This window comes from Nodosilinea sp. AN01ver1, from assembly GCF_050565655.1.
GTDB lineage: Bacteria > Cyanobacteriota > Cyanobacteriia > Phormidesmidales > Phormidesmidaceae > Nodosilinea.
The window spans coordinates 46,052-60,366 of the sequence record NZ_JBNXVS010000020.1; the positions used below are offsets into that span (position 1 = coordinate 46,052).

At 54.6% G+C, this 14,315-nt stretch carries 15 protein-coding genes and 1 pseudogene; 6 read left to right on the forward strand and 10 right to left on the reverse strand.

Annotated elements, in window-relative coordinates; all coding sequences use genetic code 11:
• Genes cbiM through ACQ4N7_RS16190 form a run of 3 tightly spaced genes read right to left on the reverse strand, consistent with a single transcriptional unit; the run spans position 1 to position 2,014 of the window.
• Entirely contained in the window at positions 1-645 is a 645-nt protein-coding gene (cbiM, locus tag ACQ4N7_RS16180; RefSeq protein WP_430712537.1) for a cobalt transporter CbiM, read from the reverse strand.
• Complete coding sequence (locus ACQ4N7_RS16185; protein WP_430712538.1) at positions 645-1,142, reverse strand: carboxypeptidase regulatory-like domain-containing protein; 498 nt, start codon at positions 1,140-1,142, stop codon at positions 645-647. Before ACQ4N7_RS16185 ends, cbiM begins: the two co-directional genes overlap by 1 nt.
• Positions 1,139-2,014, reverse strand: coding sequence for a DUF4382 domain-containing protein (locus tag ACQ4N7_RS16190; protein WP_430712539.1), 876 nt, complete (start codon positions 2,012-2,014; stop codon positions 1,139-1,141). Before ACQ4N7_RS16190 ends, ACQ4N7_RS16185 begins: the two co-directional genes overlap by 4 nt.
• Positions 2,015-2,296: 282 nt before the next feature.
• On the opposite strand from ACQ4N7_RS16190, the gene ACQ4N7_RS16195 reads away from it, so the two are divergent.
• Entirely contained in the window at positions 2,297-3,415 is a 1,119-nt protein-coding gene (locus ACQ4N7_RS16195) for a geranylgeranyl reductase family protein (RefSeq protein WP_430712540.1), read from the forward strand.
• A 181-nt stretch (positions 3,416-3,596) separates the two neighbouring features.
• On the opposite strand, the gene ACQ4N7_RS16200 is transcribed toward ACQ4N7_RS16195, so the two are convergent.
• From ACQ4N7_RS16200 to ACQ4N7_RS16210, 3 genes are all read right to left on the reverse strand, one after another.
• The gene (locus ACQ4N7_RS16200) at positions 3,597-4,778 is read right to left on the reverse strand and encodes a hypothetical protein (RefSeq protein ID WP_430712541.1); all 1,182 of its coding nucleotides are present in this window, start codon (positions 4,776-4,778) and stop codon (positions 3,597-3,599) included.
• 57 nt (positions 4,779-4,835) lie between these two features.
• Positions 4,836-5,597, reverse strand: coding sequence for a TIGR04283 family arsenosugar biosynthesis glycosyltransferase (locus ACQ4N7_RS16205; protein ID WP_430712590.1), 762 nt, complete (start codon positions 5,595-5,597; stop codon positions 4,836-4,838).
• Positions 5,598-5,792: 195 nt separating this feature from the next.
• Positions 5,793-6,509, reverse strand: coding sequence for a glycerophosphodiester phosphodiesterase family protein (locus tag ACQ4N7_RS16210; RefSeq protein WP_430712542.1), 717 nt, complete (start codon positions 6,507-6,509; stop codon positions 5,793-5,795).
• A gap of 134 nt (positions 6,510-6,643) precedes the next feature.
• On the opposite strand from ACQ4N7_RS16210, the gene ACQ4N7_RS16215 reads away from it, so the two are divergent.
• The 3 genes and pseudogenes from ACQ4N7_RS16215 to ACQ4N7_RS16225 all read left to right on the forward strand — a co-directional run bounded on the left by ACQ4N7_RS16215 (position 6,644) and on the right by ACQ4N7_RS16225 (position 8,455).
• On the forward strand, positions 6,644-7,354 hold the full coding sequence (locus ACQ4N7_RS16215; protein WP_430712543.1) for a TIGR02466 family protein: 711 nt from the start codon (positions 6,644-6,646) through the stop codon (positions 7,352-7,354).
• A 49-nt stretch (positions 7,355-7,403) separates the two neighbouring features.
• Positions 7,404-7,984, forward strand: a pseudogene (locus tag ACQ4N7_RS16220) (DinB family protein).
• 15 nt (positions 7,985-7,999) lie between these two features.
• Positions 8,000-8,455, forward strand: coding sequence for a GNAT family N-acetyltransferase (locus ACQ4N7_RS16225; protein WP_430712544.1), 456 nt, complete (start codon positions 8,000-8,002; stop codon positions 8,453-8,455).
• A gap of 45 nt (positions 8,456-8,500) precedes the next feature.
• Here ACQ4N7_RS16225 and ACQ4N7_RS16230 read toward each other — a convergent pair whose 3' ends face one another.
• Positions 8,501-8,827, reverse strand: coding sequence for a DUF433 domain-containing protein (locus tag ACQ4N7_RS16230; protein ID WP_430712545.1), 327 nt, complete (start codon positions 8,825-8,827; stop codon positions 8,501-8,503).
• A 545-nt stretch (positions 8,828-9,372) separates the two neighbouring features.
• Here ACQ4N7_RS16230 and ACQ4N7_RS16235 point away from each other — a divergent pair.
• Positions 9,373-9,753 carry a hypothetical protein gene (locus ACQ4N7_RS16235; protein WP_430712546.1) on the forward strand — a complete coding sequence of 127 codons (381 nt, stop codon included), beginning with the start codon at positions 9,373-9,375 and terminating at the stop codon, positions 9,751-9,753.
• Positions 9,754-9,814: 61 nt separating this feature from the next.
• Complete coding sequence (locus tag ACQ4N7_RS16240; RefSeq protein ID WP_430712547.1) at positions 9,815-11,422, forward strand: SH3 domain-containing protein; 1,608 nt, start codon at positions 9,815-9,817, stop codon at positions 11,420-11,422.
• A gap of 34 nt (positions 11,423-11,456) precedes the next feature.
• Here ACQ4N7_RS16240 and ACQ4N7_RS16245 read toward each other — a convergent pair whose 3' ends face one another.
• From ACQ4N7_RS16245 to ACQ4N7_RS16255, 3 genes are all read right to left on the reverse strand, one after another.
• Positions 11,457-12,290 carry a PhzF family phenazine biosynthesis protein gene (locus ACQ4N7_RS16245; RefSeq protein WP_430712548.1) on the reverse strand — a complete coding sequence of 278 codons (834 nt, stop codon included), beginning with the start codon at positions 12,288-12,290 and terminating at the stop codon, positions 11,457-11,459.
• 23 nt (positions 12,291-12,313) lie between these two features.
• Positions 12,314-13,168: an RMD1 family protein gene (locus ACQ4N7_RS16250; RefSeq protein ID WP_430712549.1), complete on the reverse strand. Its 855-nt coding sequence runs from the start codon at positions 13,166-13,168 to the stop codon at positions 12,314-12,316.
• Between the two features lie 460 nt (positions 13,169-13,628).
• The gene (locus tag ACQ4N7_RS16255) at positions 13,629-14,309 is read right to left on the reverse strand and encodes a hypothetical protein (RefSeq protein ID WP_430712550.1); all 681 of its coding nucleotides are present in this window, start codon (positions 14,307-14,309) and stop codon (positions 13,629-13,631) included.
• Positions 14,310-14,315 lie beyond the last annotated feature (6 nt).

The following is a 14,315-nucleotide window of genomic DNA, read 5'->3' on the forward strand; positions in this document are numbered from 1 at the left end:
TTACCCCTCCAGCAGCTCAGGCTTGGCCCGACGCAGAAACAGTACCAGCATGGCCGTAAAAATACCTTCTACAATCGCCAGCGGAATGTGCCCCACCGACAGCGTCAGCACCGCCGCCTGCTCGGCCCCAGCGTTGAGTTCTGCAGGAATATTGAAGATAATCAGCGCCAAAAAAATCAGCGCCGCGATCCCCAGCCCCAGGGCACCGCCCAAAAAAGCAAATACCCCCGTGCGAGCGGGCTCCTTGAGCCGCTGGCCGAGGGTTAGGCGAGCCTGAAAGATGTGATAGGCCAGCAGCGCCGGAACGCCCATCATAGTGGCGTTCACCCCCAGGGTTGTCAGGCCGCCGTGGCCAATCACCAGCGCCTGAAAAAATAGGCCAATCAAAATCGCCGGAAAGGCAAAGTAACCCAGCACCACCCCCAGCAGCCCATTCAAAATCAGGTGCACGCTGGCGGGTGGCACCGGAATATAAATTGACGAGGCCACAAAGAACGCCGCCGTCAGCAGCGAGGCCTTGGGCACCTCAGCCGTCGGGTCGGGCCTGCGGTTAATCTGCCGCAGCGAATACCAGGTGACTACCCCGGTGATGGCATATCCTGCCGCGCAGACTTGGGCCGGTAAAATTCCGTCGGGGATGTGCACTAGCGCTTGCCTCTAGCAAAAAATAAAGCGGTGCCAATAAAGCCCCAGATTACAGAGCCAATAGTAATGCCCCGCTGCACTGGAGACAGAGTAGTACTAGGAGAGATTAAAGAATTGGCTCCGGCCTCCGCCTCCGTCGCTGGGGTAGCAGCAGGTTCACCCCCAGAGGTAGAAGCCGCCACCGGAATGGTGGTTAGCACACCGTGGCCCGCCTGGCGCACCATCACCTCCCAGGTGCCGGGCTGAGAGGTATCGGGCGCAAAGCTAAAGCGCCCCTGGTCATCGGTGGTGCCATCCTGCCAGACCTCGGTGGGGTTGCCGGGGGCGTAGATCAGCACTTGGGCATTGGCCATTGGCTCGCCGGTCTCAAATCGGGCCTCTAGCTCAACGCTGCTGACCTGGCGGTGCTCTACCGTCACCCCGTGGGCCAGAACAGGTGCAGCGCCGCTGGCCAGCGCCAGCGATAGTAACCAGGCAAACGTAAGTCTCAGTCTCATGAGGCGGTCAGCGTCACTTCTTCGCAGTGGCCTTCACCCACGTGGCCCAGGCTCGGCAAGATCGAGAGAAAGGTCTGGTAGTCGGCATCCGACAGCCCCGCCTGCAGCGCCGCGCTGTCGACATCGACCACGCCGTTCTCGGCCAGGGCGGCCAGGGGCTCAAAGCCCAGGGCACCGGTATTGATGCCGTCGTCAGCGGCAGCCTCGCCATCGCCAAACAGGTGGTCAAAGTGGAAAGTAGCCTCCATATCGGCCTGGTCGCCAGCGGCCAAAATGCCCTTGCGCTCGTCGCCGACAAAGTCGCCGCAGGTGAAGGCCAGCTCTTCATCGACCTTGACGGTGAAGGGCACAGTTTCGCCCGCTTTGGTGGCGGTGCCCTGCATCCAAATCGAGTAGCCTTCGGACGGCCCTGATGGGGCGGGCACCATGCGCCAGGCCAGCGCGTTAAAGCGCCCGGCTGGAGCCTCGACCTCGCTCACCATGATCGGCTCTGCCGCATCATCGCCCTCGGCCAGGTCAACCACCTGGGCTTCTTCGACCTTGACCTCGGCCTTGGCTTGGAGTTCGGTACCGGCCTCGGGGTCAAAGGGAGGGTCGGTTTGAGCAGCGGTGATCTCGGCTAGCGACACGTAGAGATTATCAAACTCAATCTCCCATCCGTCTTTGGTGGTAAACCCCTGGCGCACAAAGTCTTCGCCGTTAGCTCGAATTAGCAGGGTGCCGGTTTCGCCCTCAGCGCTGGCGGTTTCGGCAGTTGCGGGGGCGGTTTCGGGGGCGGTGGCGGTGGGGCTTTCGCTACCGCAGCCGGTCAGCACGCCGAGGGCTAGAGCCCCTAGCAAGCCTATAGCTACCTTTGAAGTTTTGCGTTGCATAGTACCTGAGCAAATAAAATCGTCTCGAGCAAAACTGAGTTACGGTTGAGACCAAAGCCAAGGCCAGATGTGGAGGTTTGCCGGTAAAAAAACTCCACATCCTGAGCTGAGCTTGGTATGGTGGCCTTCTCTGGTTCTCAGAAGAGGCCGTAACCCAATCTGTTTACTTAACCCCGAGTGCCTTCAAACTTCAATGCCCAGGGGGGGCAACTAAAGATAGATTTGCCCGCCTGCTAACCATTGAAGCGATACGATGGGGGCACCAAAACACTGTAATCGACGATGTACGACGCAATTGTGGTGGGGGCTGGCCCCGCCGGAGCATCTGCCGCTTACCACCTGGCCAAGCAGGGGCACTCGGTACTAATAGTAGAAAAAGAGTCTTTTCCTCGCTACAAGCCCTGTAGCGGTGCGGTTTCGCCCAGTGTGGCCGAGTACTTTGATTTTGACTTTGCCCCGGCGATCGCGCGTTCCCTACGCCGCGTGCGCTACACCTACAAGCTTGGCGACCCGGTTGAGGCCGAACTCGCTACCACCGACCCGATCTGGATGGTGAAGCGCGAAGTCTTCGATCAGTTTCTCGTGCAGCAGGCGCAGCAGCTGGGGGCACAGCTGAAGGATGGCACAGCGGTGACGGCGATCGCCAACAAAGGCGACTACTGGCAGGTTTCTACCGCTGATGGAACGCTGGATGCAGCCTACCTGGTGGCCGCCGATGGGGCGACCGGGCCGATGGCGAAGTGGCTGGGTTTTCCAGAGCTGACGCTGCGTACCGCCAGCATTCTGGAGGTGAATACCCCGGTGGGGGATGACTGCGCCATCAACTTCGAGTTTGGCCTGGTTAAGCAGGGCTGCGCCTGGAATTTCCCGAAGGCTGACGGCTACTCGATCGGGGTGGCGACATTTTTGGGCCAGGCCCCAGCCGACTACCGCAAGCCGCTGGAAAAATACAGCCAGTCGTTTGGGGTCAGCCCCGAGGCGGGCACCGTCTACAGCCACCCACTAAAGCTGTGGGACGGCAACCACCCCCTGCACACCCACCGGGCCGTGCTGGTGGGTGAAGCCGCCGCCATTGTCGATCCGCTCAGCGCCGAAGGCATCCGCCCCGGCATGATTAGCGGAGTGCGGGCGGCTGAGGCCATCCACGCAGCGCTGGCGGGGGACTCAGAGGCGCTGGCCAACTACACCGCCACCATGCACAGCACCTGGGGCGAAGACATGCCCTGGGCCAAGCGCATTGCCGGGCTGTTCTTTCGGGTGCCGGGGATCGGCTATCGGGTGGGCATTAAGCGCCCCACCGCGACCCAGCGGCTGGGGCAGATTTTGGCCGGAGAACTGCGCTACGCCGACATTGCGGGCCGGGTGATGAAGCGCATGAGCGGCGGGCTGCTGTCGGGGTAAGAATTGATTGAGTGATTTATCGTTCCGACGCTCTGCTTAGGAATTCCCTCAATGGCACTCTAGCGACCTACCCTCAAAAATTGTGGGATGTTTAAGTTATCGTGCCCGAGCTTCGGTTGGGCACGATGAAGACAACATGAATTCTAATCAACTTATATTCTCAGATTCCAGACCTGAGAATTCAAGGAGCTACAGAGCTTAACACCAGGTGATTTGTGTGCGCCGATAGCTGCGGATTTAAGACTTCATCAGCAGATGATTGTATTGCTTGAATTAAAGGATCAAGCCATTGGCTCCAAGTTTCAATAGGGACTCTGATGATGTCGTTGTATTCACACTCATGGGGTAAGCCAGCTTCTTGGAGCCTATTTTGAAGCTTTAAGCGGAATTCGTTTTCCGTGTCACTGCCGTACAACCATCCAAGTTTTATGTTGAGCGCTCCGCTAGACCAGATCGTAATAGGTGCTTTTCTGCTAATGCGCGAATATTTAGGGCTGAAAGAGCCCTCAACAGTGCCTGTGCCCCACTCGATCCTATCAAAACCTGCGGCATTACATCGTGCAATTATTTGTCGTAGGCTATCTACGTAAGCTGGCTCTAGCTGGCTACTAGCATGTCCTAGGAATGATTCTTCATTCCATCTTCCTCTTTGTAGCTTAGGTGCAATACCGCTTTGTTTGGCGATTTGAGCTGCCACAGTCTGGCCTAGGATTCTGGGAATGTGAGTGCTAAATTGCCCTCCGCTGTAGCGGCGTAGTTCCAGGGCAAGCACTTCAGTAGGACTCATGCGCTCATTCATAAACTCAACAATGCGCTGAAGTTCTGGAGGAATGCGTTCAGCGACAAAGATCAGGCGTACGTTTCCGCTGCGCAGGTTCTCATTAGCGGCTTGCCAAAAGGTTTCCTCCTCAGTGAGGTCTGTGTCGTTATGTTGGAGAAAATTGCGCAAAACAGCCTGTGGCTCTTGATTGTGAGACTCTACAGTTTGGTAAAAATAATTTTTCAAAGTGCTCTCAGGCCAGTATGCAGCCGCGTTCGCCGCATAATCCATCATTTGCCCAACGACCTGCCTCCGCAGCTCTCTATTGTTCTTACGCTTGACTTCAACCAGCGTCGGGATCGCATCTTGGTCAATAAAAAGATGGTCAAGGGACCAGCGATCGTTTCCTCCCTGCTCTGATGGAACGCCTGCTTCACGCTTTAGAAGCAACCAGCGGCGGGGAGATGCTGGATCGACTTGATCTCCTGCCAGTAGATCGGGATGATCTTCGAGAAGTTGTTGAAAGTTGTCTTCACAACTATGGTCGGTTAGCTCTAATCGAGTCAAATTTTGACCATGTTCAATGTAGATAGCTTCACCCATGATCTTTATGCCCTACCCACTGTGCAAAAGTTTTAGCTAGAGCTATGGTTCCCGTTGCTACGAGCAACTATCTATGGGACTTGCATATCCTTTGCCGAGACGACGATACCACCGAGCCAGCTTGTAAGGATCAACGCCGAGCAGGTAGCCCACGATCATCGCCTGATTTGCCAGGGTAGTACGCAGAATGCCGAGGCTACGCCAGCGGCGATCGCTCGTCACCACAGCACTGGGGGCGATCGCCACTTTCCCCAGCTGCCCCAGCCGCCGCACCAGCTCAAAGTCCTCCATCATCGGCAGGTCGGGGAAGCCGCCGAGCTGGTGAAAGGTTTCTGCCGTGAGAAAAATAGCCTGGTCGCCGTAGGGCATGTGCAGGTAGCGCGATCGCAGATTCACGCCCCATTCCACCCAGCGCAGCCCAAGCCTGGGGCTATCGATCGCAAGCTGAAAGGCCCCAGCGACAACGCCAGGTTCAGCCAGAGTCTGGCGAATCGCCTGGTCAAACCCCTGGGGCAAGCAGGTGTCGGCGTGGAGAAAGAGCAAAATGGGGCCTTTGGCGATTTTGGCTCCCTGGTTTTGCTGGCGCGATCGCCCCCGCGCCGATTTCACGACTTTGGCCCCCATCGCTCTGGCTACCTCAGCCGTACCATCGGCGCTGCCGCCATCGACAACGATGACCTCTACGTTGGCGGCCGCCTGGAGGGCCTCTAGCACCAGGGGCAAGCTGCTCGCCTCGTTGAGCGCAGGGATCACGATAGAGATGGTTGGCTGCGGCAAGGTTTGGTCAGTCTTGAGAGTGCCAGTAGCGCTGGTCTTCACCTCTGCCAGCGGCAAAAGGCTAGGTAAGGTAGCCACAGCACAGCTAGAACGGGGTTTTAACCAGCGCGTCAGCTGCGCCTGTAACTTGGCTACAGCCCATAGACCTTCAATCGAGAGGGGCATACCGCAACACCAGCGAGCGTTTCGATAATTTACCCAACCATCTCCCTAGGTGAATGAGGGATGCCTTAATGTTTATTGAGCATGAGGGCCAGGGGGATACTCAAATGGGTCAAAAATATAGTTGTCGGCGTGCTGGATGGCCCGCTCTAAATCGGCCTGGCTGCGCACCGTCCAGGCCAGCAGGGGGCGGTTGAAGTGGTGGCGAGCCAGGGTGGTCGGCAGCGTGGGCAGCGCTTTGACATTGTAGGCAATGAAGTGCGGCGCACTGGCCCAGGCCAGCAGCAGGCTGCTGCGCAAAAACTTCTGCGGCTTGCTGGCCAGCTGACCGCGCACAATGGCGGGAGCGTAGCGCCTGAACCACTGCAGCGATCGCGGGTTGAACGACTGCACCGCAAACTCGCCCCGGTAGCCTGCCAGAGTTTTGACCAGCGCCTGCTCGGGGGGGCCAACTTTCTTCTCGTTTTTGATTTCAATCAGCAGCGGCACTCGACCATCAATGCAGGCCAGGGTTTCGGCTAGGGAGGGAATGCGCTGGTCGGTGTCATAGAGGCGAAACTGGGATAGCGTAGCCAGGGGTTGATCGGTGATGCGGCCTTTGTGGCCCGTTAACCGCTTCAGGTCGCGATCGTGGAAGACCGCCAGGTGGCCGTCGGCGAGCAGCTGCACGTCTAGCTCGATGGGGTGACGGGCCGCGATCGCCCTCTCAAAGGCCGCCAGCGAATTTTCGGGCACCGCCGTACCCTGGTGCAGGCCCCGGTGGGCAATGGGTCGAGTCGTAATCCACTCCATCACTGGCCTCATCTACCCTGCTAAGCTGAGTTCAGTCCTGGGCCGATCGTCAAGTCGCATCAGTACTTCACAGTACGGCCTAGCACCTCCCCTCGCCAACCCCGCCTGGTTTAGCCCCGGTCGATGTTTCCGCTATGCCCCTCGATACCTGGTTTCCCCTCGCCGTTTACTACGACGATTTGCCCGCAGCAGAAAAGCACAAAGCCGCCCTGGCCGAGGCCATTCTAGAGTTAGAGGCCAGCGGCAGCGAACCCCGCAACTTTCCTGAGATGGCCTGGACCGGCGACCTGCACGGTGTCGAAAAAGTACACACCGACCCGCGCTTTAGCTGGGTCGTGAGCCAGGTCGAAACCCACGTGGTGATCTATCTCAAAGAACTGGGGCTCGATCTCAGCCAGGTCGATCTCTATATTCAAAGGGCCTGGCCGGTGGTGTCGCGCCCCCAGCAGGAGGTCGGTGCCCACTGCCACAACACCGCCCACGTCAGCGCGGTGTACTATGTTGCCGTGCCCGAGTCGGGCACCGATGCGGCGGGCTGCCTCACCTTTTTTGACGATGCCCGCCCCAACGAGGTCAGCCCCGGTCTGGGCAGCGAAAACACCGACATCATCGCCGACTGGAACTACCTCAACCAGGATCAGGCTCTGTATCTGCCTACCGAGGGTCGGCTGATTGTCTTCCCGGCCAAGCAGCGCCACGGAGTGACGCCCAACCACACCGACGACCTGCGTCTGTCGCTCTCGTTTGATATTGTGCTCACCGCTGCGCCGGGGCAGGCCGCCGGAGCCTACGAATTTCTGATGCCGCCCCCCACTCAGTGGCAGCGGTTTGGCCAAACGCCCTAGCCGCAGGTCACAATTGAGTGCAGGTTTCGCCACCGAGGGCTGTAATGGTATGGCTTCGCTCACGCATCACCTGTTGACTATGGCCTACAACAACGCCTGGGCCAACCACCGTCTGCTAAACGCCTGCTGCCAGCTGAGCCAGGCCGAGTTTGTGGCCACCAGAACCAGCTTTTTTCCCTCGATCAAAGCGACCCTAAACCATTTGCTCATTGTTGACTGGTTTTATATTGATGCGCTAGAGCGCAGCATCAACCATCAGCCGCCCAATTCCCAGGCTGACGACTTTTTTGCAATTGAGGAGCCCTTTGACACCTGTGCAGACCTACAGCGGGAGCAGCACCAGAGCGATCGCCGACTAATTGCCCTTTGTCGCTCCCTTACCGACGACCTCGTTGAGCAGCCCGTCCAGGTGCAGCGGCCGCTTGGCCTACATGCCGAGCAACTGTCGCGGCTGCTGGCGCATCTGTTTCAGCACCAGATTCACCATCGCGGTCAGGCCCACGCCATGCTGGCGGGCACAGCGGTTGAACCGCCCCAGCTGGATGAGTTTTTTGTGCCGACGAGGCAGCATTGAGAGAACGCGATTTTCAAGAGCTGGGATTTTCGGAACAAGAGATATGGGGCCATTAATCAGAGGCGATCGCTATGGATATCCGTGAAGATGACCTGACGGGTGAGCCAATTATTGCCCTGCTGCGCGAACACCTGGAGAACATGCACGAAATTACGCCTCCCGGCAGCGTGCACGCGCTGGATTTGGAGCGGCTGCGGGCACCCAACATCACCTTCTGGACGGCCTGGGAGGGTGACGATCTGCTGGGCTGCGGTGCCCTGAAAGAACTTGCCCCCACCAGCGGCGAAATTAAGTCGATGCGTACCCCTGCCGCCCACCGCCGCAAGGGCGTTGCCTCCAGAATTTTGGAGCGCATTATCGAAGTTGGGCGGCAGCGAGGCTACACTTGCCTGTACTTAGAAACGGGTGCGTTCCCCGCTTTTGCCCCGGCCCGTGCCCTGTACGAGCGCTACGGCTTTGGGTATCGCGGCCCCTTTGGCGACTACACCGACGACCCCAACAGCTCCTTTATGGAGAAAAGCCTTTAGGGACAGCTCAAGGAAATCCCTCATCGGCGTAGAGTCGAGCCATGCTCAGGCTGCCGCTGGCCGTTGCAGGGCAGCTTCAATTTCGGCTTGGTGGGCGCTGGCGTAGAGCCAGGCGTTGGTTAAGTCTGTTGCAGTGAGTTCGGGATAGTCTTCTAGCAAAAAAGCTTCGGTTGCGCCCTGCTGACGAAGGCTGACTAGCAGCCACACAGGGATGCGGGTTTGGCGAACGCAGGCATCGCCGCCCATAACGCCGGGGGTTTTCTCAATGCCAACCCAGGTGCCGCTGAGGCTAGAGACCAGCAGTTGAATAATTTGGGCTTTCTCTTGGGGCGAAAGCGCCAGCAGTTCGGTTTGGAGTTGATCGAAGGTCATGGTTGTTGGCTCCACACCATCAAATTGTAAAAGATACTAGCTAAGGACAGTAAGCGTAGGTGGATAACGCTGGTGCTGCATCCAACAAAGCAATAGCTTCAGCGATGGATAGGGATTTGAACTTGCTTCATTTTGCATAACAAACACCAGTAGTTGCGGTGGCCTCCCAATACAGACCTATAAGAGAGTACAAATCTAAGCACCCTATCTTGTCAGCAAACACATAATGAAGCAGCTGATGCAGTGATTAAAAGCACGTCCCGCAGTGATTAACAGCACATCCTGACAAGAGTATCTGCTATGCTTTACAGGTATAATATGAATAACTAGAACTCTAGAAATACTAATGTACGGGTCATAAAAGTGCCTCGCACTCCTCGTACAGAACAAAAGTTTTTCCTCCTTTAATAGTGTTGGACTGGAAAGGCTCTGCTCTGACCTTACTCATAAAACCGTCATAGAATCGAGGGTTATAGGGCGTCCACTTCTCTTATTAAGCAACACGTTCCTCAGTCACCATTTTAATACAACAGGAAAGTTAAGGCATGACAAATTTTTACCAACAAAATCAAAATGTGGGTTTTCAGCAAAATGCTGGAGGAGATATTAACCAGAGTGGTAGCCAAATTAATTCGCATGACATTTATGGAATTCAAGATAAAGCTCAGCTAATCGAAGAATTAAGAACGCTAAAGACCGAACTTGCAAAAGCAGTCGAGACTGAGGTTCTGGATGCCGAAATTTTTGTTGATTCTGACTACCAGGTAACTAAAGCAATCCAGCAGATTGAAAAGGAAAGCCCTGACAAGAAAGGTGTGATGAACCACTTGAAAAACGCCAAATCATTCTTGGAAGGTGTAACTTCTGTGGGCGCAATAGTTAAAGCAATAGATCAAATTTCTCTACTAGTCATGAACCTATTGTGAAAAGCAATAGGATTGGAGCTTTAGCCTATCTCGCTCTGCTTTAAGCAGTCATTAAAGATTTATGAGTGATTTTAATCAAAATGATCAAAAAGTAGATAGGCAACAAAATGCTGGAAAAAACATCAATAACTATGTCAATAGCAGCTTTGCAGTAATCAAGGAATTAGTCGTAAATGTTTCAAATCTTTTTCATGGAATAGTTCCCAAGGCGACATCTGATTATTCTAGCGCTCTAGAACTTAGCGACTACCAACAAAGAATTATTGAGATCGAATCTAAGAAGCTAGAGTTGAAGAAGAGATACATTGAGGACGAGGATTACTATAAAACACAACTTCTTCAGCTTAGGCAGCGTGAGATTCATCTTTTAACAGAAAAACTAGAGTACGAACAATCAGTTGTCAGAGAAAAGCTAGAATTAACAAGGAGTTATTATTCGGAAGATATAGATTTCAAAAAGAAGGAACTTCAAGATGAAAATGATTATCGATACTCTAACCTTCAAGTAAGTCGAGATTCTGTTCTTGAAATTCTTTCTCAAAGGAGTGGAAAATTTATTGTAATTCCGTCACCCCTAAAAATATCATGTGATGATCTGTCAGTTTCTAAATCTTTCACCGATGAAACAATTCACACCATAAGTAAATACATAGATGGAATACGTGAAGGGGCAGCATATGCCGGTATTAGTTGTGCGGATATCTTTCGCGATCCGATTGGTGATATGGTCGCCTTAAGTGTTGGAAAATTTATAGCTCCGATTCCAACACTAATTTTTCATACTAAGGTTACTCATGCAAAAATACTGATGACAGTGACTATAACTTGTCCAGAGTTGAGAGGCGATTTTGAGCCATCCGATTCACTGATTAATCTGCAAGCAGATGATCTAGAAATTGATCCACAAGTAGACAATTTACAAGAAGAATTTTCAAGTAAATTTATTTCTAAAAATTATCAAAATCCTCTTCCAGAGCTGAATTGGAGAGACTACCAAAAGAGCCTAAAAGTTGAAGGGAAAACCCCTGAAGAGGTTGATCAAGCCATTATCGACATGGTTTCAGCTGCTCATTTAGTGGTGGCATTGTGCTTTTGCGATTTATATTGTTTTCAATTAAATCCTTTCCATAGCCCTCAACTGTTCACATACTTGCTAAGTCCTGAATTTCCATGTTTTATAAGACCATGGGCTGATTATTTTCGACATAACTTGGAGGAGGTGCAGAATCAAATCCAAGAAGAAATAAGCAGGCTTAGGATCGTCCAAGAAGAGAGGGAAAGATTTACTTACACTGATAACTCTTATAGCTCTGGGGGTTTTAATTCTGGTCAAATAGCTGCATTTGGGATTGGAGGTTTTTTCCTGTTGCTACTTGCCATGTGTAGCCAACCAGCCTCTAACACACCTGATTATGGCCCCCAAAAATCTGTTGAGAGTCCGAGTGCAGGGTTGATCATTGTAGTTAAAGATAACTTAAACGCTAATGTACGTACAGGACCATCAGATAACTACCCAACTATCTTGACAGTACCACCAGGATTTGAGACATCAGTAAAATCTATTGATGAAGCGTCTGGTTGGATCGAAATTGATATGACGCAGCACCATCCGAATTATCAAACAGGATGGGTTGCTGGCTATCTTGTAGATTTGTACCAAACACCTTAAGAGCTAGGTCTGAGCAACGATCGCCCCACCAGTCCTAGCCCTCCATCAGGCGAGCGGTGCCCGACACCCGAATTGAGCTGCCGGGGGTGGGCGAAATTTCGGCCCGCAGGCGCGATCGCATGCCCATATCTTCACCCTGAGTAATCGCGATTGCGCCGCCGTGGGGCCAGCCCAGATCGCGCAGGTATCCGGCCAGCGCTGCCGTTGCCGCCCCCGTTGCCGGGTCTTCGTACACGCCGCCCGAGGCGAACGGGTTGCGGGTGTGAAACCGCTGCGGTGTCTCGGCATAGACCCAGCAGATAGTGACTAAACCCTCGCGGTTCATCAGGTCGCGTCCGGCAGCCAGGTCGTAGCGCATGGCGCTGAGGGCCGCGCGGGTTTTGAGCCCCAGTACCAGGTGGTCGGCACCGCCGTGGGCCAGAGCGGGCGGCAGTTTGGGGTCAAGGTCGGCCTCGCTATAGCCAAACAGGTCGAGCACCTCGGCCACCAGCGGCGGGTGGGCGGCGGCACTGCGGGTGGGCGGCGACTGTAGCGCGGCAGATAGGCTACTGCCATCGCGGCGGCCTTCTACAGTGATGTCGGCTTCGTTGAGGCGCAAGGGAAACACGCCATCGCCCTGACGCAGCGCCAGAGCCGCCCCCAGGGCGATCGTGGCGTGGCCGCAGAAGGGCACCTCAGACTCGGGCGAAAAGTAGCGCACCCGCCAGCCAGAGCCCGCCGGGGCCGCAAACGCTGTTTCTGAAAAGCCGACCTCTGCCGCCATGCGCCGCATCTCGGCTTCGCTGGGGTGGGCTTCGGCAATTAGCACGCCCGCCGGGTTGCCGCCGCGATCGCCATCGGAAAACGCCGCGATTTTGAGGATGTCCATTAGTTTGCTCCGTTGATGCCCTGCTATCGCGTCAAAATTTCGTAGATGGCGAGCCCAATCTCAATCACAATCAAAATCGTAATGTACCACTCTACCCGGTGACTGCTGTTGCGCTGCAGGAGATTTAGCGAGGTTTCTACCGTCTTCGAAATCAGCTCTAGCTTCTGCTCCAAAATGACCAGGCGCTCCCTTAGCTCGTACTCATCTTCAAGCCGGAGGTAGAGGCGATCTAGGGTTGGGTCATCCCAAACTGGGTCTGGTTTTTCGCCCACCTCAACAATGCCAAACATCTTTTGCTGAATGAGCAGGGTACCGCCAATGTAGTTGAGCAAGTCTTCTTCTTTGGGCGATCGCCTAGTCTTACCCTGAATGCCGATAGTAAACGGCTTGAGCGACTGAAAGATATCTGCGATCTCGATTTCGTAATAGTTCAAAACGACACTCTTGCCCAGCGCTTCGGCCACCACCTGCAAGCGCTCGGCGCTGTAATTTTCTAGCCAGAGCACATCGCCCTCTAAGCGCTCTTTGGCCTGGGGTCGAAAGGCGATCGATAGCTCTTCTGAGATGTCGGACTCAATGGGTTCAACAATGTAAGGCCGCAGCATGTCTAGCAGAGCATTTTCCTCTTCGGCACTGAGATCAAAGGTAATAATGACGCCGTAGCGCAGCAGTACCGCACAGCCCGCAGCACCCGCTCGAATAATCAGTGGATTTGTCGCCAGTAGCTGTGCCCGGTCTAGGGTTTTAAGCGACAGGCGCTCGCCTACAATTCTGGCTCGGGCCAGGATAGTCTCTTTGCCAGTCCAGTCCAGGCGATTGGCCGAAATCAGGGTTTTGGAGTTGGCAGGCTTGGTCAAACGATTGTCAGTAGAAGTCATAAACATGCTGGTTTCTATGGATCAATTTAGCGGCATTGAAAGAGTCAGAGCGAGTGGCTATAGGGTTATCGGTTAGCAATGCCGAATTCTGCCTGTATATCCTCGGTCTGTAGAGACACTGCAGTGCGTTGCCCCTACGAGATCTGTTTTGAATTGGGGTTTCTCAAAGCAAATTTGGTAGAAGATATAGCCGTAGCCAAACGGGTTAAGACGTTTGTCAGACGAGCATTCAAACATTTGAACGTTTTTAGGCTTGATTAATGTTCTAATCCAGGTGCCTTTGGCTATACACCGTTGCTGAGAGCTAGATTCCTCCACGTTTTGACTGATTCAGTTTCACGCTGTCTTCACCTGGCTCAGGGGCAGGAGGGACGATCGCGATAGACTATAGCCCCGTGAAACTCGCTGACACTTAAATTGTGCCTGATCAGCGACTCAGCGTCTTTTGACCCACCCACCATCACCCCGGCAGCGTACTAGTGAGGGTTTGATGGGTGGTGAGCTCTAGCGGTGCGCTCTGCAATCGCTGGCTCATGCGCAGCTGCTGATACAGGGGTCGCCAGTGCCAGAGCACGTTGGCCAGCGCTTCCCAGAGGGTGAGCCAGCCAAACACGGTCACGCCCTGGCCGAGCAGCAGCAAGCCAATGCCTGTGCCAGTCGTAGCCTGACGAGCGTCTAAAAAAACCGACAGCCCCAGCGCCCCGGCCCCCAGCAGCCCCAGCAAAACGGCATCGCCGATCAGCTTTTGCAGATCCTGACGGCGCACCTCTGCCAAATAGGAAAAGTAGCGCTGAATTGCCGTCTGCATGATGTCAGCAGAGCCGCGAGCATTGAGCTGGTCGTCAAAGTCGGCCATCAGGTTGATGTTTAGCAGCAGAGATTCGTCGCCCAGCTCGGACAGACGGGCAAACAGATAGTCAATAAAATCTTTGTTGAGATTGAGCACGGGCGCGTTTTGGTCATCGGGTTCGTCGCCAAAATTTTTCGGAAACCCCTCAAAGGGCATGAGCAGCGCTGTCGGTGAGCTGAGCTGCAGGCGCACAATGATGTGACCGTCGGGCGATCGCGTGTAGCTGTCGGCCAGCTGCTTTTCTCTCACCGTTCGACGGCGGGGCGGAAATAGTCGAAAAACTCGTTTCACAGGCGC